22 protein-coding genes are annotated in these 26,573 nt (G+C 31.0%); 16 read left to right on the top strand and 6 right to left on the bottom strand.

Going from position 1 to position 26,573, the window contains the following annotated elements; all coding sequences use genetic code 11:
- Nucleotides 1-258: 258 nt before the first annotated feature.
- The 3 genes from Q1A46_RS17600 to Q1A46_RS17590 all read left to right on the top strand — a co-directional run bounded on the left by Q1A46_RS17600 (nucleotide 259) and on the right by Q1A46_RS17590 (nucleotide 4,978).
- The gene (locus Q1A46_RS17600; protein ID WP_299682013.1) at nucleotides 259-3,519 is read left to right on the top strand and encodes a S41 family peptidase; all 3,261 of its coding nucleotides are present in this window, start codon (nucleotides 259-261) and stop codon (nucleotides 3,517-3,519) included.
- A 19-nt stretch (nucleotides 3,520-3,538) separates the two neighbouring features.
- Nucleotides 3,539-3,883 (top strand): 5-carboxymethyl-2-hydroxymuconate Delta-isomerase, encoded by a 345-nt coding sequence (locus tag Q1A46_RS17595; RefSeq protein WP_299682010.1) that lies wholly within the window; start codon nucleotides 3,539-3,541, stop codon nucleotides 3,881-3,883.
- A 222-nt stretch (nucleotides 3,884-4,105) separates the two neighbouring features.
- Complete coding sequence (locus Q1A46_RS17590) at nucleotides 4,106-4,978, top strand: RluA family pseudouridine synthase (RefSeq protein WP_299682007.1); 873 nt, start codon at nucleotides 4,106-4,108, stop codon at nucleotides 4,976-4,978.
- Here Q1A46_RS17590 and Q1A46_RS17585 read toward each other — a convergent pair.
- A complete protein-coding gene (locus Q1A46_RS17585) occupies nucleotides 4,938-6,428 on the bottom strand; it encodes a PLP-dependent aminotransferase family protein (protein ID WP_299682004.1) in 1,491 nt (496 codons plus the stop codon). The two genes, Q1A46_RS17590 and Q1A46_RS17585, sit on opposite strands and share 41 nt — an antisense overlap.
- 82 nt (nucleotides 6,429-6,510) lie before the next feature.
- On the opposite strand from Q1A46_RS17585, the gene Q1A46_RS17580 reads away from it, so the two are divergent.
- Genes Q1A46_RS17580 through Q1A46_RS17565 form a run of 4 tightly spaced genes read left to right on the top strand, consistent with a single transcriptional unit; the run spans nucleotide 6,511 to nucleotide 8,831 of the window.
- Nucleotides 6,511-7,029, top strand: coding sequence for a DinB family protein (locus Q1A46_RS17580; protein ID WP_299682001.1), 519 nt, complete (start codon nucleotides 6,511-6,513; stop codon nucleotides 7,027-7,029).
- A 1-nt stretch (nucleotide 7,030) separates the two neighbouring features.
- Complete coding sequence (locus tag Q1A46_RS17575; RefSeq protein ID WP_299681998.1) at nucleotides 7,031-7,621, top strand: DJ-1/PfpI family protein; 591 nt, start codon at nucleotides 7,031-7,033, stop codon at nucleotides 7,619-7,621.
- 4 nt (nucleotides 7,622-7,625) lie between these two features.
- The gene (locus Q1A46_RS17570) at nucleotides 7,626-8,168 is read left to right on the top strand and encodes an N-acetyltransferase (protein ID WP_299681995.1); all 543 of its coding nucleotides are present in this window, start codon (nucleotides 7,626-7,628) and stop codon (nucleotides 8,166-8,168) included.
- A gap of 3 nt (nucleotides 8,169-8,171) precedes the next feature.
- Nucleotides 8,172-8,831 (top strand): pyridoxamine 5'-phosphate oxidase family protein, encoded by a 660-nt coding sequence (locus Q1A46_RS17565; protein WP_299681992.1) that lies wholly within the window; start codon nucleotides 8,172-8,174, stop codon nucleotides 8,829-8,831.
- Nucleotides 8,832-9,010: 179 nt separating this feature from the next.
- Here the strand turns inward: Q1A46_RS17565 and Q1A46_RS17560 are convergent, their stop codons facing one another.
- Nucleotides 9,011-10,309 (bottom strand): hypothetical protein, encoded by a 1,299-nt coding sequence (locus Q1A46_RS17560; protein WP_299681989.1) that lies wholly within the window; start codon nucleotides 10,307-10,309, stop codon nucleotides 9,011-9,013.
- Here Q1A46_RS17560 and Q1A46_RS17555 point away from each other — a divergent pair.
- Entirely contained in the window at nucleotides 10,308-11,213 is a 906-nt protein-coding gene (locus Q1A46_RS17555) for a RimK family alpha-L-glutamate ligase (RefSeq protein ID WP_299681986.1), read from the top strand. The two genes, Q1A46_RS17560 and Q1A46_RS17555, sit on opposite strands and share 2 nt — an antisense overlap.
- The gene (locus Q1A46_RS17550; protein ID WP_299681983.1) at nucleotides 11,213-12,487 is read left to right on the top strand and encodes a hypothetical protein; all 1,275 of its coding nucleotides are present in this window, start codon (nucleotides 11,213-11,215) and stop codon (nucleotides 12,485-12,487) included. Before Q1A46_RS17555 ends, Q1A46_RS17550 begins: the two co-directional genes overlap by 1 nt.
- Before the next feature lie 71 nt (nucleotides 12,488-12,558).
- Here the strand turns inward: Q1A46_RS17550 and Q1A46_RS17545 are convergent, their stop codons facing one another.
- Nucleotides 12,559-12,918, bottom strand: coding sequence for a hypothetical protein (locus Q1A46_RS17545; RefSeq protein ID WP_299681980.1), 360 nt, complete (start codon nucleotides 12,916-12,918; stop codon nucleotides 12,559-12,561).
- A 275-nt stretch (nucleotides 12,919-13,193) separates the two neighbouring features.
- On the opposite strand from Q1A46_RS17545, the gene trmD reads away from it, so the two are divergent.
- Nucleotides 13,194-13,874: a tRNA (guanosine(37)-N1)-methyltransferase TrmD gene (gene trmD, locus Q1A46_RS17540; RefSeq protein WP_095071036.1), complete on the top strand. Its 681-nt coding sequence runs from the start codon at nucleotides 13,194-13,196 to the stop codon at nucleotides 13,872-13,874.
- Here the strand turns inward: trmD and Q1A46_RS17535 are convergent, their stop codons facing one another.
- Together Q1A46_RS17535 and Q1A46_RS17530 are read right to left on the bottom strand one after the other, a co-directional pair.
- On the bottom strand, nucleotides 13,875-15,368 hold the full coding sequence (locus tag Q1A46_RS17535; protein ID WP_299681965.1) for a glycosyltransferase family 39 protein: 1,494 nt from the start codon (nucleotides 15,366-15,368) through the stop codon (nucleotides 13,875-13,877).
- A complete protein-coding gene (locus Q1A46_RS17530; protein WP_299681962.1) occupies nucleotides 15,368-16,048 on the bottom strand; it encodes a phosphatase PAP2 family protein in 681 nt (226 codons plus the stop codon). The genes Q1A46_RS17535 and Q1A46_RS17530 overlap by 1 nt, the downstream gene beginning before the upstream one ends.
- A gap of 260 nt (nucleotides 16,049-16,308) precedes the next feature.
- Here Q1A46_RS17530 and rplS point away from each other — a divergent pair, with 260 nt between their 5' ends.
- Nucleotides 16,309-16,656 carry a 50S ribosomal protein L19 gene (gene rplS, locus Q1A46_RS17525; protein ID WP_299681959.1) on the top strand — a complete coding sequence of 116 codons (348 nt, stop codon included), beginning with the start codon at nucleotides 16,309-16,311 and terminating at the stop codon, nucleotides 16,654-16,656.
- A gap of 174 nt (nucleotides 16,657-16,830) precedes the next feature.
- Nucleotides 16,831-19,056 carry an NADP-dependent isocitrate dehydrogenase gene (locus Q1A46_RS17520; RefSeq protein ID WP_299681956.1) on the top strand — a complete coding sequence of 742 codons (2,226 nt, stop codon included), beginning with the start codon at nucleotides 16,831-16,833 and terminating at the stop codon, nucleotides 19,054-19,056.
- Nucleotides 19,057-19,128: 72 nt separating this feature from the next.
- Here Q1A46_RS17520 and Q1A46_RS17515 read toward each other — a convergent pair whose 3' ends face one another.
- Nucleotides 19,129-19,959: a mechanosensitive ion channel family protein gene (locus Q1A46_RS17515; protein ID WP_299681953.1), complete on the bottom strand. Its 831-nt coding sequence runs from the start codon at nucleotides 19,957-19,959 to the stop codon at nucleotides 19,129-19,131.
- Nucleotides 19,960-20,047: 88 nt separating this feature from the next.
- On the opposite strand from Q1A46_RS17515, the gene murQ reads away from it, so the two are divergent.
- The 4 genes from murQ to Q1A46_RS17495 form a co-directional block, all read left to right on the top strand.
- Nucleotides 20,048-20,866 carry an N-acetylmuramic acid 6-phosphate etherase gene (gene murQ / locus Q1A46_RS17510; RefSeq protein WP_299681949.1) on the top strand — a complete coding sequence of 273 codons (819 nt, stop codon included), beginning with the start codon at nucleotides 20,048-20,050 and terminating at the stop codon, nucleotides 20,864-20,866.
- Nucleotides 20,859-21,095 (top strand): DUF6095 family protein, encoded by a 237-nt coding sequence (locus Q1A46_RS17505; protein WP_299681946.1) that lies wholly within the window; start codon nucleotides 20,859-20,861, stop codon nucleotides 21,093-21,095. Before murQ ends, Q1A46_RS17505 begins: the two co-directional genes overlap by 8 nt.
- A complete protein-coding gene (locus Q1A46_RS17500; protein ID WP_299681943.1) occupies nucleotides 21,095-22,141 on the top strand; it encodes a D-alanine--D-alanine ligase in 1,047 nt (348 codons plus the stop codon). Before Q1A46_RS17505 ends, Q1A46_RS17500 begins: the two co-directional genes overlap by 1 nt.
- A gap of 256 nt (nucleotides 22,142-22,397) precedes the next feature.
- Nucleotides 22,398-26,573: hypothetical protein (locus tag Q1A46_RS17495; protein WP_299681940.1), on the top strand; the 4,176-nt coding region annotated here is incomplete at its 3' end.

The following is a 26,573-nucleotide window of genomic DNA, read 5'->3' as shown; positions in this document are numbered from 1 at the left end:
TAGTATAGTTTATTGGATTACAATACTGTAATCAATCGCTAAATTAAATAGCAAGTCATAATTTTTAGATATGATTTTCCTTTAACGCAAATAGAATTGGCATGAAAGTATATTTTTTTGGAACGAAAAATCAATTATCTCTATCCATTTGAATATTTAAAACTTTAATAGAGATCTAAATCGCTTTAACAAATTCTTCACGCTTTCCGTTTTCCTTTTTGTGTACCTTTATTTACTTCATTAACCAAATAAAATATCATGAAAAAAATTCTCATAGTTATGGCTTTGTCGATTTTCTATTTTGGAAATTCTCAAGGCACAAGACTATTAAGACAACCTACACTTTCACAAAATGATGTAGTTTTTGTTTATGCAAACGATTTATGGAAAGCTTCTTTAAATGGAGGCGATGCCATTAGACTTACAAGTCATGAAGGATATGAGTCTAATCCTCATTTTTCTAAAGATGGAAAAATGATTGCTTTTACGGCTCAATATGATGGAAATATTGATGTTTATGTAATTCCTGCTGAAGGTGGAGAACCTAAAAGACTTACATATCATCCTACTGGTGATTTTGTTCAAGGCTGGACTCCAGATAATAAAATCTTATTCCGCTCTGGTAGAGAATCAAGACCAACTCAAACCAATAAATTTTTCACAGTTTCTCCAAAAGGTGAAATGCCTACAGCTGTTGAAATTCCAAGAGCTGCTTATGGTGAAATCTCTGCTGATGGGAAATATATTGCTTATACTCCTATTACAAGCTGGGATGCAGAATGGAGAAACTATCGAGGTGGACAAGCAATGCCTATTTGGATTGTAAATTTAAAGACTAAAGCTTTACAAACTACTCCGCAAAGAGATAAAGAAAGACATTTAGACCCTGTATGGCACAAGGGAATTGTATACTATTTATCTGAAAGAGATTATACAAGTAACATCTGGTCTTATGACCTAAAAACTAAACAAGAGCGTCAGATTACTTTTCATAAAAAATTTGATGTAAAAAGTTTAGATGCAAATACTAATGGAATTGTTTACGAACAAGGTGGATATATTCACTTTTTAAATCCTGAAACTAAAGCTACAAGACAAATAAAAATCAATGTAAAAGGTGATTTAAATTATTCTAGAACCCGCTGGATGAATGTTTCTGGTAGAAGCCTAACCAACCCAAATGTATCTCCTAAAGGGAAAAGAGCCATTTTTGAACATCGTGGAGAAATCTTTACAGTACCAAAAGAAAATGGTACTTGGAGAAACCTTACCAACTCTCCTGGAGTTGCAGATCGCTCACCTATTTGGTCTCCAAAAGGTGATAAAGTTGCTTGGTTTTCTGATAAAAATGGAGAATACGAATTAGTTTTAGCTGATCAAGACGGACAAAATCAACAGTACATTTCATTACCTAATCCTACTTTCTACTTTAAACCAGATTGGTCTCCAGATGGAAAACATATCGCTTATACCGATACCGATTTTAATATTTGGGTAATTAATTTAGACACAAAAAAGACTTTTAAAGTAGATACAGATCGTTATGCACATCCGAACAGATCTATGAATCCTGTTTGGTCTCCAGATAGTGACTGGATTGCTTATGCAAAACAAAATGACAGTCATTTCAAATCTATTTTCGCCTATCAAATAAGTACAAAAAAGAAAGTTCAAATTACAGATCCGATCGCTGATGCTATTTCACCTGTTTGGGATGCTTCTGGAAAATATATTTATACACTAGCAAGTACTGATTACGGTTTACAATCTGGTTGGTTAGATATGAGTTCTTACGATCCTAGTGTATCTAGAAGCTTATACGCTGTTGTTTTAAACTCAAAAGACAAAGCTCCTAATCTTCCGAAAACAGATGAAGAAGCTGTTAAAAAAGAAAAATCGGCTTCTAAAAATAAAAAAGAAACTAAAAAACCTAATAAAAAGGACAGTAAAAAAGTCACAGTGACTATTGACGAAGCTGGTATTTTTAATAGAGCTGTTGCTTTAAAATTACCTGCTAGAAACTACTTAGGTTTAACAAAAGGTCCTAAAAACAAAGTTTTTATTGCTGAAGCTGTACCGAATACTCCTGGTATTACTATGCATACATACGATGTTGTTAAGGAAAAAGCTACTATATTTTCAAAAGGTGTATCTGGAATGGTAACAACAGAAGATAGAAACTCTGTATTATTATCTAAAAGAGGAAGTTGGAGTATTGTAAGTAGCAAAGCACCTGTAAAAGGAACAAAAGGAAGGTTAAAAACCAATCTTAAAGTAAAAGTAGATCCTAAAGCTGAAGCACATCAAATCTTTAAAGAAGGATGGAGATATATGCGCGATTTCTTGTATGTTGATAATGTTCACGGTGCTCCTTGGGACGATGTTTACAAATGGTATTCTGAATGGATTGATCACGTAAGACATCGTACAGACTTAAATTATGTAGTAGATATTATGAGTGGTGAAGTTGCTATCGGACATTCTTATGTTTCTGGTGGAGATACTCCAAGAGTTGATAGAGTTCCTGTCGGATTATTAGGTGCAGATTTAGAACAAAATAAAGGTTTGTACCGTTTTGCAAAAATTTACAAAGGAGAACGTTGGAATCCTAATGTTTCTGCTCCACTTGGTTTACCAGGAATAAACGTAAATAAAGGAGATTATCTTATCGAAGTTAATGGAGTAAAATTAACTAATGATATGAATCCTTATCAATTATTAGAACAAACAGCGGGACGAGAAATTTATATCAAAGTAAATTCTAAACCAAGTTCAGATGGAGCTAGATCTATTTTAGTAAAGCCTACTTTTAGTGAACGTTTCTTAAGATCTATCGATTGGGTTGAAAGCAACAGAAGAAAAGTAGATAAATTATCGAACGGAAAACTTGCTTATGTTTATGTTCCAAATACTTCTGGGCCTGGATTTACATCTTTTAACCGTTATTACTTCTCTCAACAAGATAAGAAAGGTGCTGTTATCGATGAAAGAAATAATGGTGGTGGATCTGCTGCTGATTACATGATTGATATTATGTCTCGTGATTTAATGGGATATTTCAACAGTAAAGCTAATGATCGTAGACCTTGGACTACTCCAATGGCTGGAATTTGGGGTCCAAAAGTTATGATTATTAATGAACGTGCTGGTTCTGGTGGAGATTTACTTCCGTATATGTTTAAATTTAAGAAAATCGGACCTTTAGTAGGAACTAGAACTTGGGGTGGATTAGTTGGAACTTGGGATACTCCTCGTTTTATTGATGGTGGTAGAATGGTTGCGCCTCGTGGAGGATTCTTTGATGTTGATGGAAAGTGGGCTGTAGAAGGCGAAGGTGTTGCTCCAGATATTGAAGTAATTCAAGATCCTAAGAAAGTATTACAAGGAAATGATCCACAATTAGAAAGAGCAGTTCAAGAAGCTTTACGATTATTAAAAGGAAACGAATTCCAATTAAAACCAGAGCCTAAAGCTCCAATTCGTTCAAAGCGACCAAAAGGATACGAGAAAGAAAAATAAATTATATAAGAATATTATTATGCCACATTTTGTAATTGATTGTTCAGAGCATATTATAAAATTGAAATCTCCTCAAGAGATTATACAACAAGTTTACAATACTGCAGATGCTTCAGGTTTGTTTGCTAAAGGAGATATTAAAGTGAGAATACATCCTTTTCAATATTTTACCGTTGGAAATACTTCTGATGATTTTATCCATGTGTTTGGAAATATTATGGAAGGAAGAACTGCAGACCAAAAGAAAAAGCTTTCTGAAAGTATTGTATCAACATTAAAATCAATGTTTCCAGATGTTCCAATTATCTCGATTAATATCAGAGATTTTGAAAAAGCGACATACTGTAATAAAACTATGGTATAATTAAAATCTTTTCAATTATCGTCAATCTGAACTTGTTTCAGGTTCTCATAAGAATGATTAATAAGAGTATGAGATTCCGAAATACTGAAATAAATTCAGCACAAGTAAATTCGGAATGACGTAAAATTTTAAATGAGATTTAAAACTAAAATATAAACGAAGTTGAAAAACTATTTTTCAGCTTCGTTTTTTTATACCATCTTGCCATAAAATTAATTCTACTTGAAATTAAAAGAGCAACATAAAGTACCTCAACTAGAACAACCTATACGTTTACAAGAATATGGAATTGGTATTTTTACTACAAATCCGACTAGATCTGGTTTTAAAAAAGCCATTAAAAAAGGATTAGTTCTTGTAAATGGAAAAACTGCAACTACTGCTCTATTTATAAACGGAGGTGAATTAATTGAATTGTATCAAGAAGCATCGAATAAAAAAACATTTAATTTTCCTTTAGAAGTTATTTTTGAAGATGAATATCTTGCTGTAATTTTTAAGCCTGCTGGAGTTTTAGTTAGTGGAAATTCTTTCGCTACTATTGCCAATGCTTTAGAACAAAACTTAAAAAAAAGTATACTTGAAGATGCTGTAATACCTCGACCTGTACACCGTTTAGATTATCCTACAAGTGGATTATTACTTATTGGTAAAACGAATACAGCAACTATAGAGTTGACGAAACTTTTTAAAGAAAAAGAAATCGAAAAAACATATCATGCTATAACTATTGGTAACATGAAATCATCAGGAGAAATTACAATTCCAGTAGATGAAAAAGAATCTAAATCATTATTCACTGTTTTACAGAGTATTCCTTCAGAAAAATATACATTTTTAAACCTTGTAGAATTACATCCAAAAACAGGACGAAGACATCAACTTCGAAAACATTTACATGCTATTGGCAATCCGATTTTAGGTGATAAAGATTATTATATCGAAACATTACTTTCTTATGGAAATGGATTGTATTTACATGCTTCAAAATTAGAATTCATACACCCTTTTACCAATCAAAAAGTTCTTTTTGAAAAAGAACTTCCTAAAAAATTTAAACGGATTTTTCCTGATTTACTAAATCTTTCATTGTAAACTTCATTCGTTTAATTAATTCATAAAGTTCTTCTTCATTAAATGTAGCAAATCCCATTCGTATTGCATTATGATTTGTTTTTGCCATATCGTAACGAGAAACATTTCCTATTGCTAACTTATATTTTTTTGCTATATCAGATACTTGATTCCATGTATATTTTTTATTTAAAGTTAACCAAACAGCCATTCCTCCTTTCGGCTTATTAAAGCTGAAAAACTCGCTCAACTCTTCTTTTAATAAATTACAAAATAAATCGCGCCTCTTTTCATATACCTTAAGCACTTTTCGAATATGACGATCTAAATCTCCAGATTTAATAAATTCAGCAAAAGTTAATTCTTGTAATGCATCTCCTTGTCGATCTACAAAACCTCTAACTTGCGAAGCTTCATTTACAAATTCTTTATCAGCTATTAAGTAACCAACTCTAAAAACTGGTGCCACTGTTTTACAGACAGAACCAATATAAATTACATTGTGATGTACATCGTGACTTGCTAATGGTAAAATTGGTGCATGATTATAATTAAAATCATAATCGTAATCGTCTTCTATGATTGCAAAACTGTGCTTCTTCGCCAAATTCAATAAACAGATACGACGCTCAGCTGATAATGTTACTGTAGTTGGATGATGATGATGTGAAGTTACATACACTCCTTTTATTTGCTGAGATTCGCAAATTTTTTCTAAAGCAACCGTATCTATCCCATTTTCATCAACAGGAACTCGTAAAACTTTTGCTCCTTGGTGTAAAAAAGTAATATCTGCAGAAGCATAATTTGTTTCTCCAACTACAATAATATCTTCTTCTTTTAAAAGTAATTGTGCGGATAACCATATTCCCATTTGACTACCTCTTGTAATCAAAATATGATCTTTGCTAATAGTTAAACCTCTAGTTTCATTTAAATAATTAGCTAAAACACTTCGAAGTTGTTCGTTTCCTTGAGTAGATATATATCCCAAATGTTTAGTAATATTTTTTCTAGCTGAAATTCTTCTGTAAATCTTAGCTAAATCTTCTGTTGGTGTTAATCTTCCATCTGAAACACCATCATTAACATATAACCAACCTTCTTCTTTTTCTATAGTTTTTCCAGGTAAATTAGACTTATAATACGAAAAACCTATTTGATCTATATTATCTGAAACTTTATTTCCTTTATAATCCTCAGATTTTAAAAGCGGTAAATTCTCAGGCACAAAGGTTCCCTTTTTAGGTATCGTTTCCAACCAACCTTGCATTGCCAATTCTTCGTAACATGCTACAATAGTTTTTCTGTGCACTTGTAATAATTCAGCTAAACTTCTAGTTCCTATAAGTTTAGTTCCTGACGGAATTTTCCCCTCTTTTATTAAATGAATGAACTGATTCGTTAACTGTAAAAACAAAGGCTCTTTGCTTTTTCTATTAATATGTAAACTTGTTTTGTAAGGAAACATCTGGACTACCAATTAAATTAATTCTGGACTAATACAACACACCATAAATGTATTATTTTTGAATGAAAATAAGTTAAAATCCATGAAAAAATTAGAAGTTTCATCTAATGAATACGACGAATACTACGGAAGATATATTCATAAACTTTCTGATGATATTACTTTAATTGATAGCTTTTCTGAAGGTGCTCTTAAAACCTATGATTTCTTTAAGAATATAGCTAACGCGAAACTAGATTATAAATATCAACCAGAAAAATGGAGTATTAAAGAGATTTTTCAACACTTGATAGATTCTGAACGTGTATTTATGCATAGATGCTTTCGAATTGCTAGAAGAGACACTACTCCTTTAGCTGGATTTGATCAAAATATTTACATATCACCATCAAATGCAAGTCATAAAAGCATAGGTTATTTATTAGAAGAATTTAAAATTACTCGTGCCAATTCTATACAGTTATTAAAATCGTTAGACAACGAAGATTTATCTTTTATAGGAAATGCTAACGGAACTAAAATGTCTGCCAGAGCTGCTGCATTTGTAATTCCTGGTCATGATATTTGGCATATAGAAATTATTAAAGAACGATATTTATAACATGAAAAAAACAGTAGGTATATTTATTTTTGATAATGCAGAAGTATTAGATTTTGCTGGACCATTTGAAGTTTTCTCAGTGACTTCGGAATTAAATAATTTTGAATTATTTAATGTTTTCACCGTAGCAAAAACCAAAGAAGCTATTTCTGCTGTAAACGGATTATCTGTAAATCCGAAATACGATTTTAATGATTGTCCAAAAGTTGACATTCTAATTTTAGCTGGTGGAGACGGAACTAATCAAGCTATACAAGATCAAGAAATTATCGATTGGATTGCTAAAACAGATCAAGAAACAGAAATTACAATGAGTATTTGCTCTGGTTCTCGATTCTTAGCAAAAATTGGAGCTTTAGATGACAACCAGTATTGCACACATCATTTAGTTTATGGAGACATGGAAAAATTAGTTCCTTCAGGAAAACCTGTTACCGATAAACGTTATGTTCAATCGAACTCAAAAACATATACTTCTGGCGGAATTTCAGCTGGTATTGATTTATCTTTTTACATCGTTGAAAAAATTCTTGGTAAGAAAACAGTAGAAAAAACGGCAAAGTACATGGAATATATAATTAACGAAGCTTAGCATTATGAATGCGACAATATCACAAACAGATACAATAGAAATAAAACAAGGAACAGTAAAAGATTTAGAAACTTTAGCCTTATTAGGTAGAGTTACATTTAGAGAATCTCATGGTGAGTATATTGAAGATAAAACAAACTTAAATGCTTATTTAGACAAAGCTTTTTCTATTGAAACTACTAAAAAAGAATTAGAAAATAGTAACAACGTATATTTTATACTATACAGAAATCAACTGCCTGTTGGTTATGTAAAATTAGTTTTAAATGCTCCTTCAGAATTTATAGAAAATCAGAATTGTTGTCGTTTAGAGCGTATTTATGTTTTAGATGAATTTATCACTCATAAATTCGGATTAGAACTTTTTAAGAAAACTGTTGCAAAAGCAAAAGAATTACAATTCGATGTTATGTGGCTTACAGTATATATTAAAAATACAAGAGCAATTAACTTTTATGAAAAAAATGGTTTTGAAAAAGTCGGTAGTATTTCTTTTAAAATCAGTAAACAAGGTTATGAAAATCCAATTTTAGCCAAAAAATTATAAACTATGGGAACTTTTGAAAAAACAAAACTTAATAGAGTAAAAAGAGGTCAGAATAGAGCTATTTACGATACTGAAGTAATTCATCAAATTATCGATGCAGGATTTATTGGACATGTTGGGTACATTTATGATGGATATCCGATTAGTATTCCAATGGCTTACGCTAGAAAAGGCGATAAAATATATTTACACGGATCAACAGCAAACCGAATGTTAAAAGCTATTCTCGATTTTGGGAAAACATCTATCAACATTATGCATTTAGATGGATTGGTAATTGCTCGTTCTGGATTACATCATTCTGTAAATTATCGTTCTGTAACACTATTTGGTGAAGTAAAAGAAATTACTGACGATCACCTAAAGACAACATTTATAAAAGATATTGTAGATCAAATGATTCCTAATCACTGGGATACTTTACGTCCGATGCATCAAAAAGAATTAGATCGTACTATGGTTATTGAATTTACTATTAGCTCTGCTTCAGCAAAAGTAAGAGCCGAAGGTGTTAATGATGAACCAGAAGATTACGATTTACCATATTGGGCTGGTGTTATACCAGTGAAACAAGTTTTAGAAGCACCTGTTGCTGATAAAGGTTATCCTTCTACAATAGCAATTCCAAAACATATAACAGCGCATTATAATAAAAAAAAGTAAACTCGTTGTGTCTTATTTCAAACACAGTCAATTTGAGGATTTTTAAGAAATAGATTGAAGAAAAAGTATATTAAAAATAAAAAATTTAGCTCTTATTTTTAATATACTTTTTTTAATTTCCACAGTTAAAATTAAGATGTTCGTTACATTAATTATAGTATTTTGGTCAATAAAAACAGTTAGTTTTTAGTTTCTCTATATGTTTCCTTAGGAGAAGAATCTTTTAGATTTCTTATCTTAATATTTTCTTTTATTCTAATTGGAAATTCATTGAATATTTCTTGTTCTTTTATTCCCCATTGTCTTTCTCTTATCCATTCAGCATCTGGATCATTTTTTCCTTTATATCTAGTTCCCCTTGTTTCAACATGAACCCAATTCAATTCATCTATTAGAGTTAAGTAATCAGCAAATGGTGTATTTCCATTAATTTCAATCTCTATCTGTGAATTTAAACGTGTAGTTCTATTTTTAATTATATACCTAACTAAACTATTTCTTATTTGAAAAAGATCATCAGTTTTTCCATTCATAATATATTTATCTGCTTTAAGCATTTTAATATTTATAACAGAATCTATTTTACTTTTCTCATATTTATCACAAAACTCACAATAATCAATTTCAAATTGTTTTTTAGAAGTATTGAAATTTTTAAAAGATCTATTTATTAGTTTTATTTGTTCATTATTTTCTATTTCTTGAATTGAAGCATATTGAATTTTATACCCTTTTTCAAATAACTCCTCAATAATTGGTATAACAGACTGTACAGGTACTAAATTATCTACATAAACCCAAACAGTTTCATTATTAACTTTTTTAATTTTAAAACCTTCACTTTTTGAACTTTTAATTATTTCATTGTTTAAAATATATAAAATTTCATCTTTAGAATTTAAAACCATCAATTCATTCTCATAATTTTTAGGAAAAGCTACTTCACCTACCATTATATCAGAAAGTAAATTCAATGGATCAGTAAAATTTTTAGTTTTATCTTCAAGGTATTCTTTAGTTGTTATGCATTTATAACTTGGGATTAACCATAAAGTGTCATTATTACTTTCAATCATAGTAACAATACCTTGCTTATCAATTTTATATTTAGCTGTAAACTTAAAGTCTACCCACGGATTTACTGTTATAATGTTTCCTTTAAAATTAATTCTAGAAGCAAAACAACTATCAACATTCAAACATACTTCTTTATTAATTTTCATTCTATTATTACGAATATTCCATGTCTGAAATTGTTTATTATTCTTATTCCAAATAAGATGATAATGTCCATCTAATTTATCTGAATTACAACCAAGAAAAAATATAATAACTCCTAAAAACCAAAAGAATGTTTTTTTCATAATCATTTTTATAATTAACGTTAACCCTAAATTTAGAACTCTAATAATAGAATATCCTAATTTATCACTTACCATAAAGCTAAAATACACAGTTTTTTCAGTAATTTGCAGCATGAAAAAATTCGATGTTGTAATTCTTTCTGAAAGAAGATATGTGAATCCTCTAAAAGTAGATGATTATGTCAAAAACCTTTTACTTGAAGATGATTTAGTAAAAAAAGCATTAGAAAAAGAAGGACTAAAAGTTACTCGACTATCTTGGGACGATCCTGATTTTAATTGGTCTGATACAAAATATATTCTTTTTCGTACAACTTGGGATTATTTTGATCGATTTCCAGAATTTTCTGTTTGGTTGAAAAAGGTAAGTATGCAAACAAAACTGATTAACTCAGAAGCTATTATCCGTTGGAATTTAGACAAACATTATCTTTTAGATCTTCAAAACAAAGGAGTTCATATTTGTGAATCTTACTTTGTAGAAAAAGGCGAAACTGCTAGTTTACAAGAAATAGCTACAAAACATAATTTAAAAAATTTTGTATTAAAACCTTGTATTTCTGGAGGAGGAAGACATACTTATAAAATAACTTCAGAAACAATTGCTGAACACGAAAACACTTTTCAAAAGTTAATCGCAGAGGAAGCTTATATTGTTCAGCCATTTCAAAAAAATATTGTTGAAAAAGGAGAAATTTCGTTAATTATTATCAATGGAGAATTTACTCATGCTGTTTTAAAAATCGCTAAACCTGGTGATTTTAGAGTTCAAGACGATTTTGGAGGTACTGTTCACGATTACACTCCTACTTCTGAAGAAATTGCTTTTGCTGAGAAAGCCATTAAAGCTTGTGACGAATTACCGTTATACGCTAGAGTAGATATTTTTACAGATAATAATAACAAATTAGCTATTGCAGAATTAGAGTTGATTGAACCTGAACTTTGGTTTAGAAATCACCCTGAAGCTGCAGTAAAACTTTCACAACCTATCAAACAATTAATTACACCTAACTAATGAAAAAATTCTTAAAATTTATAGGAATTCTATTACTACTAATTATTGGAGTGCTTACATTTTTATACTTTAAATATAATGAAGCTTTACCTACTGGGAAACAAGGTGAAGAAGCTGATGCTTTAGCCAATAAAATGTTAGTAACTCTACAACATGAAGCTTTTGAAAACACTGAAATTTTAGAGTGGTCTTTTATAGGAAAACATTTTTACAAATGGTACAAACAAGAAAATAAAGTTGAAGTTTCTTGGGAGAACAATAAAGTAATATTAAACACTAAAAATTCTGACCAAAGTGAAATCTTTGTGAACGGACAAAAATCCGATGACAAAACACTAATTGAAAAAGCAGAAGCTTTCTTTAATAACGATAGTTTTTGGTTAATTGCTCCGCATAAAGTTTTTGATAATGGAGTTGAAAGAAGAATAGTAAAACATAACGATAAAGATGCTTTACTTGTAACTTATACTTCTGGTGGAACAACTCCTGGTGATTCTTATTTATGGATTTTAAATGATAATGGTTTTCCTACGCATTATAAAATGTGGACTCAAATTATTCCTATTGGTGGTCTTGGAGCTTCTTGGAATGATTGGACCACTACTGAATCTGGTTTACAACTTCCAACAAAACATAAGTTAGATGTATTAGGATTTGAAATCAACATGGGAACTCCAAAAGCTTCTAATCCAAAATCTGATAGATTAGCAAATAAGATCTTAAAAGCTATTAAACACGACGCTTACAAAACAACAAATACTTTAGAATGGAGTTTTGGTGGTAGAAGAGCTTATAAATGGAATAAAAAAGAGCATATTGCTGAAGTAACGTGGGATTCTACTATGGTGATACTTCATCCAAATAATATTGAAAAAAGTACAATTTATTTTAATGGAAAATTATCTGAATCTAAAGATAAAGCAATCATTAAAAAAGCTGAAGATTACTTTAATAACGATAGTTTTTGGTTAGTTGCTCCTCATAAGTTATTTGAACCTGGAATAATTCGTACTGTAAAAGAAGTAGATGGAAAAGAAGCTTTACTTGTAAAATATACAACTGGTGGAACAACTCCTGGTGATTCTTATTTATGGGCTTTAGATGAAAACTACATTCCAACAAGTTATAAAATGTATGTACCAAGTATGAAAATGGAAGGTGTTCCTGCCACTTGGGAAGATTGGATTACTACCGAAAGCGGAACTTTATTACCTAAAATGCATCGTTTTGGAAAAAATGGTGAGTTAAGTATGGGAGAAGTTAAAGGGTACTAGCAATAGTAAAACATAAATAATCTTACGCCTCTGTATCTTTTAGATATGGAGGTTTTTATTTACAATAAATGCTAATAAAATAGTATTAATAAAGTTGTTGAAGCTATTCCGCCGATGATATTAAATGACAATAACAAATGGTCTAGTTTATTTTTATTCTTCCATAATATAGCAAACCATAATGCAAAAAATAAAGCTATAATAAAACCAGTTAATTCATAAAAAAGAGGAAGAATACAAGAAGCGATAAATAAACTTGCTACTGTGATTAAGATAAAAGAAGTTATATTTTTTTCTCTTTTTAATATTGAAAGAATAGAAACTACACCAAAAGGAAAAAGAAAAATCCCTAATAATAATCTGTAAAAATTGATGATCCAATCTCCTTCATAAGAAAACATCAAGATGATAATTGTAATAATTATAACCATTTAATAAAAACTCAACCACCTATTCAATTTTTTAATCATAGTAACTTCTAAAAAATCTTGAACAATAACCAAAAAATGATTTTCAGTAATTGAAATCCTAAATAAATTGCTAATGTTCCAATCAAATAAAACTTGAAGAATTCTCCTATTCTATCCAAATAAGAAAAGAACTTTTCAATGTAATAAAGTAAACGATCAATAATTGTTTTCATAACATCAGCAAATATAAATAAACTAAACTTACTTGTTCGTTTATAAAATCCTACTTTTGCAGCATGCGAGTAGATATTATTACAGTTGAGCCAGATTTAATTAAAAGTCCTTTTCAAAATTCAATGATGAAAAGAGCCATTGATAAAGGATTAGCCGAAGTTCATTTTCATAACTTAAGAGAATTTGGATTTGGAAATTATCGTCAAATCGATGATTATCAATTTGGTGGTGGTGCTGGAATGGTATTAATGATTGAACCTATTGCAAAATGTATCGAAGGATTATTAGCTGAACGTAAATACGATGAAATTATTTACATGACTCCAGATGCACCAACTTTAAATCAAGCTACTGCAAATACATTATCACTTAAAGAAAATATTATTATTCTTACTGGTCATTACAAAGGTGTAGATCAACGTGTAAGAGATAAATATATCACCAAAGAAATCTCAATTGGAGATTACGTTTTAACAGGAGGAGAATTAGCTGCCGCTGTGTTGTGCGATGCTGTTATCCGTTTAATCCCTGGAGTTTTAGGAGATGAAACTTCTGCATTGACTGATTCTTTTCAAGATAATTTATTATCACCACCAGTTTACACAAGACCTTCGGAATATGAAGGCATGAAAGTACCAGAAGTATTATTATCGGGAAATTTTCCTAAAATAGAAGAATGGCGTTCAGAAAAAGCTTACGAAAGAACTAAAGCTATACGTCCAGATTTACTAGATGAAGAATAATTATTTTTCTAAGATGTAGAGAAAAACATATTTTACAACTATTCCTTTTCTTTCAATAGGAATTTCTTTTAGTTTTTTTATAGTTGAGTATTCATTCTTATAAACTTCTTTAGGGTGTTTATAATTTCTACTATCCGTAATGTATAAAACTCTATTTCCGAGTTTAGGATATGTTTTATTAATCCAATAGTATTTATGAATATCTCTCAACTCTCCTACCCCATAAACTCTCATTTTATTTGGTTGAGCTATGTAATAATCAATATGAGCAGCAGGATACCATCTGTTTGATACAATAGGCAAACTTTTTAATTCTTCTTTCTCAAAAAATAAAGTCAGTTTTTCTGAAGCTTGCTTCCATCCATACATATCTAAAACTGCATCTTTTCTACCTAAACTTTCTTTAATTTTAGTGGTGTTTTTAGGCAATAAAAATCCTGTAGTAATTATCACAGAAGCGAAAATCAATAACATAAAAAAACTCGACATTCCAATAGTAAGCTTTTTAATGATTCGCTTCTTTTCAGAAAGAAAAACTGCTAATAATGGCAATAAAGTTAAATATGAAACTCCAGACCAATGCGGTAATGTATTTCTTGAAAATGACAAATAAATTGTAGTTAAAATTAAAGGTAGTGAGCAACTAAGAAAAAAATAAGAAACTTTACTATCGATAATAAACTTCTTCTTTCTTAATGCAAGAAACATAATAACTAACATTACAACTATGTAAGGATTATTATAAACAAACTGTCCTAGCACTTCTCTTAAGAATGAATCTTTATTGAACTTCAGACTAAAAAATGAAACTCGATTTCCATGAAACTTGTAACTGATAAAGTCGTTTAAATAATTCCAATAAAAAATAATTCCTACGGCTATAATTGGAAATATAAAACCAGAATAGAAAATAGGCTTTTTTAGCCATACGTTATTTTTAACAACAACAAATAGAGTAACTCCAAAAAGTAAATAAATAGCTTGATATTTAGAATAAATTGCTAAACCGGCAAATACAAAAGCTAGAATTAATTTTAGATATAATTTTTGATCTGGATCTTTCGGTAAAACTTGAATAAAGAAATAGAAACTCAACAACCAAAAAAATACTAAAGGTGAATCTGGTAAAATAAAAGTTCCTGCGATTACAAATCCGTAAATATGAATATTGTATAATAAAACAGCTATAAAACCTATTTTTTCTCCTCTCAAGTATTTTCCTATTAAAAAAAGAACGTACATAGTAAAACTTGTAGGAATAATAGCAGCTAACCTAATAGCTAGTTCAGAACTAAATGATAAATCTAAAGTGAAGAACTGTATAAAAAAACCAACCATTGGTGGATGATCAAAATGACTTATATCTGGATACTTTGCATATAACCAATAATATACTTCGTCATTACCAAACTCTAAATTTCCAGCTAAAAAGAGTCTTAAAATTGTACTGATTACAATAGTAATTATAGTAATCTTTTTATAATCGTTTTGCATTAATGAATTCTTTTTCTTTCTGGAAAAAACAAACTCATACTAACAAAACCGATTACAATTCCTAAAATTGAACCAACAAAAATATCCATCAAAAAATGCTGAGAAAGATATACTCTTGAAATTCCAGCAATAATAGCTAGCAATATCCAAACATACTGTGAAACACACTTTCTAAAATATAAACAAAGTATCGCAAAAATTGTAAAAGCTGTCATAGTATGACCTGACGGAAATGAATTCCAAAAAGCCATTTTAACACCATTAATAAGATGTAAATTTTCTAAACCTAAAAACTCTGCTGGTCTTGGTACTCCTTTAAAAATAATCTTTTTAAAAAAGTGAGTAATTACCAATGTAAACAAACCTCCTACAACGAATACTAAAGTCATTTTTCGTTTAACAAACAAAAAAATAAACGCCAATACAGCAAACATAACTCCATCTCCTAAAAAAGTAGAATATTTAAAAAACACATCAAAAAAAGACGAATGATATTTATTTAACTTTAAATGTAAGTCTGCTTTATTATACAATACAACTAATAGTACGGAAGCAAAAAAGAATATTAAATAAGTAATAGATACTTCTTTTCTAATCGTTTTAATAAAGGACATAAAAGAGCTCAAGAATCTTTTTAATCCAGAATTAAAAAGTCTTTCTTTATAAATTACAGTTTCCATCAATAGTTTTTTAAAGCACTGTAATATATTTTGAAAGCTTATACTAGAATTTAAGAAGGTTTTAAAAAATCATCATTTAAAAAACCTCTTTTAACTATTAATCAATAGTTTATTAATACATTAAGAAACTTTTTTTACAGTAATTTAATTTCATTTTTTTCATAATTACTTAAAAATATGTTCTATATTTGCACTCGCAAAATCAACCTCTGACGAGAATCGTGAATGTTGTTTTGTTAAAACTACAAGATTTTAAACAAATGGATTTAATTAAATTTGTTCAAGACGAATTCGTAACAAAAAACGATTTACCAGAATTCGCAGCAGGAGATACAATCACTGTATACTACGAAATTAAAGAAGGAAACAAAACTCGTACTCAGTTCTTTAGAGGAGTTGTAATTCAAAGAAGAGGAAACGGTTCTTCTGAGACTTTTACTATTAGAAAAATGTCTGGAACTGTTGGAGTTGAGCGTATCTTCCCAATTAACTTACCATCAATCCAAAAGATTGAAATTAACAAAAGAGGTAAAGTACGTAGAGCTAGAATCTATTACTTTAGAGGTCTTACTGGTAAGAAAGCAAGAATCAAAGAAAGAAGAATCTAATCTGTCTTTTAAAAATATTAAAAAGCGATGCTTAAAGCATTGCTTTTTTTTTGTTTCATATATAACAAATCCTAAATAAGAGTTAACTTTTTTTTTAATAAGAAATTAACTTTAAAAAAACCAATTGTAATACTTAAATTTGCATCACTTCAAATTAAAATAACTAGATAATTTATGAGCGCAACTGCAAAAATTATGTATACAAAAACAGACGAGGCTCCAGCACTTGCTACCCGTTCGTTTTTGCCTATCGTAAAAGCATATACAAAATCATCTAACATAGAAATTGAAACTAAAGATATTTCTTTGGCTGGTAGAATTTTAGCAAACTTTTCTGAATACTTAACAGAAGATCAAAAGGTAGAAGATGCATTAGCATTTTTAGGAGAATTAGCTACAAAACCAGAAGCAAACATTATTAAATTACCTAACATTAGTGCTTCTGTTCCTCAATTAAAAGCAGCAGTTAAAGAATTACAAGCTTTAGGTTACGCTTTACCTGATTATCCTGAAGAAGTTGAAACTGAAGAAGACAAAAAAGTTTTAGCTTTATATAATAAAGTAAAAGGTTCTGCAGTAAACCCTGTATTACGTGAAGGAAATTCTGACCGTCGTGCACCTAAAGCTGTTAAAAATTATGCAAAGAAAAATCCACATTCTATGGGAGCTTGGAGTTCAGACTCTAAAACTCACGTAGCTACAATGGGAGAAAATGACTTTGCTCACAACGAAAAGTCTGTAACAGTTTCTAATGCTACAGATGTTAAAATAGTACACACAGATGCTAGTGGTTCTGAAACCGTTTTAAAAGCTAGCACTACTTTATTAGCAGGAGAAATTATTGATGCTTCTGTTATGAATAAAAAAGCTTTATTAGCTTTCTTAGACAAAGAAATAAAAGATGCTAAAGATCAAGGTATCTTATTTTCTTTACACATGAAAGCTACAATGATGAAGGTTTCTGATCCAATTATTTTTGGACATGCAGTAAGAACTTTCTTTAAAGACGTTTTTGCTAAACATGGTGAAACTTTTGAAGAAATTGGAGTGGACGTTAATAACGGTTTTGGAAACTTATTAAGCAATTTAGAAGAAGTTTCTCCTGAAAAGAAAGCTGAAATTTTAGCCGATATTGAAGCTGTTTACGCTAACAATCCTGATGTAGCAATGGTAGATTCTGATAAAGGAATTACAAACTTACATGTTCCTTCAGATGTTATTATTGATGCTTCTATGCCGGCAATGATTCGTACTTCTGGTCAAATGTGGAATAAAGAAGGAAAGCAACAAGATACTAAAGCTGTAATTCCAGATAGTTCTTACGCTGCATTATACCAAGCTACTATTGATTTCTGTAAAGAAAATGGTGCTTTTGATCCAACAACAATGGGAACTGTTCCTAACGTAGGATTAATGGCTAAAAAAGCTGAAGAATATGGTTCTCATGACAAAACTTTTGAAATCGCTGCTGATGGAAAAGTTTCTGTTATCGATAGTGAAGGAAACACTTTAATTGAACACACTGTTGAAACAGGTGATATCTGGAGAATGTGTCAAACTAAAGATGCTCCAGTTAAAGATTGGGTAAAGTTAGCTGTAACTAGAGCTAAAGCAATGCAAGCTCCTGCTGTATTTTGGTTAGACAAAAACAGAGCTCACGATGCAGAATTAATAAAAAAAGTAGAAGCTTATTTACCAGAACATGATACAACTGGATTAGAAATTTTAATCAAATCTGTTTCTGAAGCAACTTCATATACTTTAGCAAGAGTTAAAAACGGAGAAGATACTATTTCTGTTACAGGAAACGTATTACGTGACTACTTGACAGATTTATTCCCTATTTTAGAATTAGGTACTTCTGCTAAAATGTTATCTATTGTTCCTTTAATGAATGGTGGTGGTTTATTTGAAACTGGTGCTGGTGGATCTGCTCCTAAACATGTACAACAATTTGTTGGAGAGAATCACTTACGTTGGGATTCTTTAGGTGAATTCTTAGCTTTAGCTGTTTCATTAGAACACTTAGGACAAACTAATAATAACGATAAAGCATTAGTTTTAGCTGAAACTTTAGATGATGCTATTGAGAAGTTATTAGATAATAAAAAATCTCCTTCTAGAAAAGCTGGAGAATTAGACAACAGAGGTAGTCATTTTTATTTAGCAATGTATTGGGCACAAGAATTAGCTTCTCAAGATAAAAACGAAGAATTAAAAACACAATTCGCTTCTGTAGCTGAAAAAATGAAAGCTAACGAGGATAAAATTGTAAGTGAATTAAATGAAGTACAAGGTAAAGCTATTGAAATAGGTGGATACTACGTACCAAATGATAATTCAGCTGATAATTTCATGAGACCTAATGAAACTTTAAATACAATATTAGCAGAAGTGTAAATTTTATACTTTTTAAAATATAAAGAAAGCCGGTTTATGACCGGCTTTTTTGTTACGTAAAAAACATTAAAGTTATTTATTCATAGTTACTATTCTTTGCGGTAACGGAGCTTCATATCCTGCTGCACCTAAAGCTTCTACAATCTTCTGACGAGTATCCCAATATACATCCCAATAATTATTACAATCTACATAAGGTAAAGCTAACAACTCAACACTATTAACTCCTAAATTGTTTACTGCAACTCTTGGCTCCTTCCCTTCTCCACTTAAAACATTTACATCATTTCTTAATACATCAAGAACGATTTGCTTTGCTTTTTCAATATCAGATCCATATCTAATAGCAAAAGGCATATCTACTCTTAGACTTCCTATTGCTGTTAAGTTTGTTATTTTATTTGATGTAATTGCTGAGTTTGGAATAATTTCAGTTTCATTTTGAAAAGTTTCTATTACCGTAACAAAAACAGAAATCTCTTTTACAAATCCAAAAGCTCCATTTGTTTTAATTAAATCTCCAACTTTAAATGGTCTGAAAATTAAAAGCATTACACCAGATGCTAAATGACCAAGAGATCCATTAAATGCACTTCCAATAGCAAAAGCAGCTGCTGCAATTACTGCCGCAAAAGATGCTGTTGGTATACCAACTATTCCAGCGATAGAAATTAATAATAATGCTTTTAATGCAAATCCTATAAGTGTTATTAAAAACGGACGTAAAGTTTCATCTACATGTTTTGTTTCAAATACTCTTGAAACTCCTCTCATAATCATTCTTATAATCCATAAACCAAGAATTAAAGCTGCTAAAGCTCCTAATAATTTTAATCCCCAATCTCCAAAACCTGAAGCAACAGAATTATAAAAATTTGAAAGTGATTGTGTTAATGTTTCCATATTTTGATTTTTTATTGATTCAAAAGATTAGACACTACTAATTCATTTTAGTCACTAAGCAAATAATAATAAGTTGTAAATTTGATGTATGAATTTTATTAAAACTACAGAGCAAGAATCTAACTATAAAGATCTTGAGAAAATGGATCTCAATGAATTATTAGTTAATATTAATAATGAAGACAAAACTGTACCTAATGCAGTTGAAAAAGCAATTCCACAGATAAAACAATTGGTGGAAGTAGTTGTTAATAAACTAAAAAATGGTGGACGTTTATTTTATCTTGGCGCTGGTACCAGTGGTAGATTAGGTGTAGTAGATGCCTCTGAATGCCCCCCTACTTTTGGTGTTTCTCATGATCTTGTTATAGGTTTAATTGCTGGTGGTGATACTGCAATTCGAAAAGCTGTAGAATTTGCAGAAGATTCTACTGAACAAGGATGGTTAGATATTATAGATTATAAAGTCACAGAAAAAGATGTTGTTATTGGTATAGCAGCATCAGGTACCACTCCATACGTAGTTAATGCATTAAAAAAATGTAACGATAATCATATAATAACAGGGTGTATTACTTGTAATAAAGAAAGTCCTTTAGCTTTAACTGCTAAATTACCTATTACAGTAATTGTAGGGCCAGAATTTGTAACGGGAAGTTCACGAATGAAAGCTGGTACAGCACAAAAATTAGTTTTAAATATGATTTCTACGACTTCAATGATACAACTAGGTAAAGTCAAAGGAAACAAAATGGTTGATATGCAACTTTCTAACAAGAAATTGGTAGAACGAGGTGAAAAAATGTTAGTTTCAGAACTAAATGTAGACCAAAATACTGCAAAAGTATTATTAGAAAAGTACGGAAATGTTAGAGAAGCAATAAATAATTTTAAAGAAAATGACTGATAAATCTTACGAAAAACCTGTAAAGAAATTTCTAATTTTATTATCTTTATTAGTCGTTTCTCCAGTTGTTTTAAGTTTAGCATTCAGAGCTCAACGAGCTTTTAAGGAGATGCCTAAAATAATTATAGCATATGTTTTATTAATTTTAGGTATTTTACTAATATTATACACGGTTTATTTTGGATTTAAAACATTTAAATCTTTATTAGATACTTTATTTGAAGATTAATGACTAAAACTAAATTTGAAAAAATAAGAAACTGGGAATATTGGCCTTCATCTATGTTTTATGTTCCTAATCTTCCTTATGCTTTTTATTTAGCAATTAGAGCTAAACATCCTGCATTTTTCAGTGCTGCAAATCCAGCTATTAAGAGTTCAGGTAATGGAACAGAGAGTAAATTTCATACAATTCAATTAGTTCCTGAAAAATATCGTCCTAAATCAATTTTAGTAAAACCCAATACAGATTTCAATATAGTTTTAAAAAAATTAGATTCTAAAAAAATAACTTTTCCGTTAATCGCCAAACCAGATATTGGTTTTAGAGGTTTACTAGTTGAAAAAATTAATACTAAAAGTGATTTAAAACAATACTTAATTAATTATCCTATTGATATTATTATTCAAGAATTTTTAACTCATGATAATGAGTGTGGAGTGTTTTATCATAGAAACCCCAATAATAATAAAGGATACATTAGCTCAATCACGCTTAAAAAATTTTTAACGGTTACGGGGGACGGAAATTCGTCCTTAAGAGAATTAATCTTAAATGATGAAAGAGCTACGATATATATAGATTTACTGGAGAAAATTCACTCTTGTAAGTTAGATAACATACCTGAATCTGAAAAAAAAATTAAACTTACCGTAATAGGAAATCATTCCAAGGGAACACAATTTATCAACGGCAATCATTTAATATCAAGAAAATTAGAAGAAACATTTGATAGTTTAAGTAAATCTATAAATGGTTGGTACTACGGAAGAGTTGATTTAAAATACAATGATTTCAAAAACTTAGAAAACGGTAGTGATTTTAAAATTCTAGAAATAAATGGAATTATTGCTGAGCCTACTCATATTTATGATTCCAAAAAATTTTCTTATTTTCAGGCTCTGAAAGCTATTAGAACCCACTGGAAATCATTATTCCAAATAGCTGTTGAAAATCATAAAAACAATCAAATCCCATATAAAAGTACAAGAAAATTTATACTAGAAATGTTTGAATTAAAAAACTACATTTCTTCAATAAAAAAACTTCAATAATAGTTTAAAATAAATTAATATTCAACAATTCATCTAACTTAATCCCCAAATCAAGTGCAAAAAATAATTACTAAAAAAATGTTTAAATTTAAAAGTTACATTTCGTCGATTAAAAATCCCCAATAAAAGAACAAAAACGTCTTTCCATCCCAAACACATGCTGTAAATCAGTTTTTTGTGACTAAATTATGGCACGTGTGTCTTAAATATACAATAACGTTTTATTACATTTATGCAATAGAAAATTACCCCGATTATGAAGAAAGTCATTTCTATTTTAATAGCTATAATAGGATTTTCTAGTTATTCTCAAGTAAAAGTTGGTGATAATCCCAATACAATAGATATCAACTCTTTACTAGAGTTAGAAAGTTCAGATAAAGTTTTCGTACTTACTAGAGTTTCAAACATTCAAATGGATAGAATTACCCCTTTAGAAGGTGCTCTAGTCTATAATACTGACGAAAAATGTGTTTATCAATACACTGGAACTGATTGGACCAGTTTGTGTACAACACGAGGTTTTAGACAACTCCTTTTTGATTCAACCACTAATATTTTAACACTATCTGATGGTAATTCAGTTGATCTTTCACCACTTATAAATGATAATGACAGTGATCCTACCAATGAAATACAAGATTTATCATTGACAGGTAACATTCTTACCATAACCAACAATGCTACAGCTACAGCAATTGATTTATCTGTTTTACTTAATAATTCTGATGATCAAAATTTAGATATTCTAACATTCAACTCAACTACTAATGAATTAACAATCGGAATAGAAAACGGGAATAACTTAACCGTTGATCTTTCTTCTTTAGTGGCTGATGGTTCTGAAACAATTATTAACGTTGCGGGAATCAATACAATATCAGGAACAGGAACTGCGGCTGATCCTTATATCATAACGGCTACAGAAGTAGATGGATCCGTAACTAATGAGGTCAATACAACATTCCAAGTAAATGCAGGAAACTTAGAAATTACGGATTCGAATGGTACTTTATCAGTACCGCTTACAGCGCTGGGAACAGATGATCAAACTGTAGATCAGTTTACATTCAACTCAACTAACAATCAGTTATCTATTTCTTTAGAAGATGATGCAGCGGCACCTTTAATCGTTGATCTTTCTTCTTTAGTGGCTGATGGTTCTGAAACAATTATCAACGTTGCGGGAATTAATACCATATCAGGAACGGGAACTGCAGCTGATCCTTATATCATAACGGCTACAGAAGTAGATGGATCGGTAACTAATGAGGTCAATACAACATTCCAAGTAAATGCAGGAAACCTAGAAATAACAGATTCGAACGGAACCTTATCAGTACCGCTTACGGCTCTGGGAACAGATGATCAAACTGTAGATCAGTTTACCTTTAACTCAACTAACAATCAGTTATCTATTTCTTTAGAAGATGATGCAGCGGCACCTTTAATCGTGGATCTTTCTTCTTTAGTGGCAGATGGTTCTGAAACAATTATCAACGTTGCGGGAATTAATACCATATCAGGAACCGGAACTGCGGCTGATCCTTATATCATAACGGCTACAGAAGTCGATGGATCCGTAACTAATGAGGTGAATACAACATTCCAAGTAAATGCAGGAAACTTAGAAATTACAGATTCGAACGGAACATTATCTGTACCGCTTACAGCCCTTGGAACAGATGATCAAACCGTAGATCAATTTACATTCAACTCAACTAGTAACGAACTAACCATATCGCTAGAAGATGACGGAGCAGCACCTATTACTGTAGATCTTTCTTCTCTAAAGTCTGTAATAAACGTTGCGGGAATTAATACAATATCAGGAACAGGAACTGCGGCTGATCCTTATATCATAACGGCTACAGAAGTTGATGGATCGGTAACTAATGAGGTCAATACAACATTCCAAGTAAATGCAGGAAACTTAGAAATTACAGATTCGAATGGAACATTATCGGTACCGCTTACAGCGCTGGGAACAGATGATCAAACTGTAGATCAGTTTACCTTTAACTCAACTAACAATCAGTTATCTATTTCTTTAGAAGATGATGCAGCGGCACCTTTAATCGTTGATCTTTCTTCTTTAGTGGCGGATGGTTCTGAAACAATTATTAACGTTGCAGGAATTAATACAATATCAGGAACGGGAACTGCAGCTGATCCTTATATCATAACGGCTACAGAAGTAGATGGATCCGTAACTAATGAGGTCAATACAACATTCCAAGTAAATGCAGGAAACTTAGAAATTACGGATTCGAATGGAACATTATCAGTACCGCTTACTGCTCTGGGAACAGATGATCAAACCGTAGATCAATTTACATTCAACTCAACTAGTAATGAACTAACCATATCTTTAGAAGATGACGGAGCAGCACCTATTACTGTAGATCTTTCTTCTCTGAAATCTGTAATAAACGTTGCGGGAATTAATACAATATCAGGAACGGGAACTGCAGCTGATCCTTATATTATCACTGCTACAGAAGTCGATGGATCAGTAACTAATGAGGTCAATACAACATTCCAAGTAAATGCAGGAAACTTAGAAATTACGGATTCGAATGGAACATTATCAGTACCGCTTACGGCTCTGGGAACAGATGATCAAACTGTAGATCAGTTTACCTTTAACTCAACTAGTAATGAACTAACCATATCGCTAGAAGATGACGGAGCAGCACCTATTACTGTAGATCTTTCTTCTCTGAAATCTGTAATTAATGTTGCAGGAATCAATACAATATCAGGAACGGGAACCGCAGCTGATCCTTATATCATAACAGCTACAGAAGTCGATGGATCAGTAACTAATGAGGTCAATACAACATTCCAAGTAAATGCAGGAAACTTAGAAATTACGGATTCGAATGGAACTTTATCTGTACCGCTTACAGCGCTTGGAACAGATGATCAAACTGTAGATCAGTTTACCTTTAACTCAACGAGTAATGAACTAACCATATCTTTAGAAGATGATGGAGCAGCACCTATTACTGTAGATCTTTCTTCTCTGAAATCTGTAATAAACGTTGCAGGAATTAATACAATATCAGGAACGGGAACTGCAGCTGATCCTTTTATCATAACGGCTACAGAAGTCGATGGATCCGTAACTAATGAGGTCAATACAACATTCCAAGTAAATGCAGGAAACTTAGAAATTACGGATTCGAATGGTACTTTATCTGTACCGCTTACAGCGCTTGGAACAGATGATCAAACTGTAGATCAGTTTACCTTTAACTCAACTAACAATCAGTTATCTATTTCTTTAGAAGATGATGCAGCGGCACCTTTAATCGTTGATCTTTCTTCTTTAGTGGCAGATGGTTCTGAAACAATTATTAACGTTGCGGGAATCAATACCATATCAGGAACGGGAACTGCGGCTGATCCTTATATCATAACGGCAACAGAAGTAGATGGATCAGTAACTAATGAGGTGAATACAACATTCCAAGTAAATGCAGGAAACTTAGAAATTACGGATTCAAATGGTACTTTATCAGTACCGCTTACAGCGCTGGGAACAGATGATCAAACTGTAGATCAGTTTACCTTTAACTCAACTAATAATCAGTTATCTATTTCTTTAGAAGATGATGCAGCGGCACCTTTAATCGTTGATCTTTCTTCTTTAGTGGCTGATGGTTCTGAAACAATTATTAACGTTGCGGGAATTAATACAATATCAGGAACGGGAACTGCAGCTGATCCTTATATTATAACTGCTACAGAAGTCGATGGATCCGTAACTAATGAGGTCAATACAACATTCCAAGTAAATGCAGGAAACTTAGAAATTACGGATTCGAATGGTACTTTATCTGTACCGCTTACGGCTCTGGGAACAGATGATCAAACCGTAGATCAGTTTACTTTTAACTCAACTAATAATCAGTTATCTATTTCTTTAGAAGATGATGCAGCAGCACCTTTAATCGTTGATCTTTCTTCTTTAGTGGCAGATGGTTCTGAAACAATTATTAACGTTGCGGGAATTAATACAATATCAGGAACAGGAACTGCAGCTGATCCTTATATCATAACGACTACAGAAGTAGATGGATCGGTAACTAATGAGGTCAATACAACATTCCAAGTAAATGCAGGAAACTTAGAAATTACGGATTCGAATGGGACTTTATCGGTACCGCTTACAGCCCTTGGAACAGATGATCAAACTGTAGATCAGTTTACATTCAACTCAACTAGTAACGAACTAACCATATCGCTAGAAGATGACGGAGCAGCACCTATTACTGTAGATCTTTCTTCTCTGAAATCTGTAATTAATGTTGCAGGAATTAACACAATATCAGGAACAGGAACTGCGACTGACCCTTATATCATAACGGCTACAGAAGTCGATGGATCAGTAACTAATGAGGTCAATACAACATTCCAAGTAAAT

Origin of the sequence: uncultured Tenacibaculum sp. (genome assembly GCF_947502995.1) — a bacterium.
In the GTDB taxonomy this organism is placed as follows: Bacteria; Bacteroidota; Bacteroidia; order Flavobacteriales; family Flavobacteriaceae; genus Polaribacter.
The sequence above is the reverse complement of the archived record's forward strand: the minus strand, read 5'-3'. Positions and strand labels throughout refer to the sequence as shown.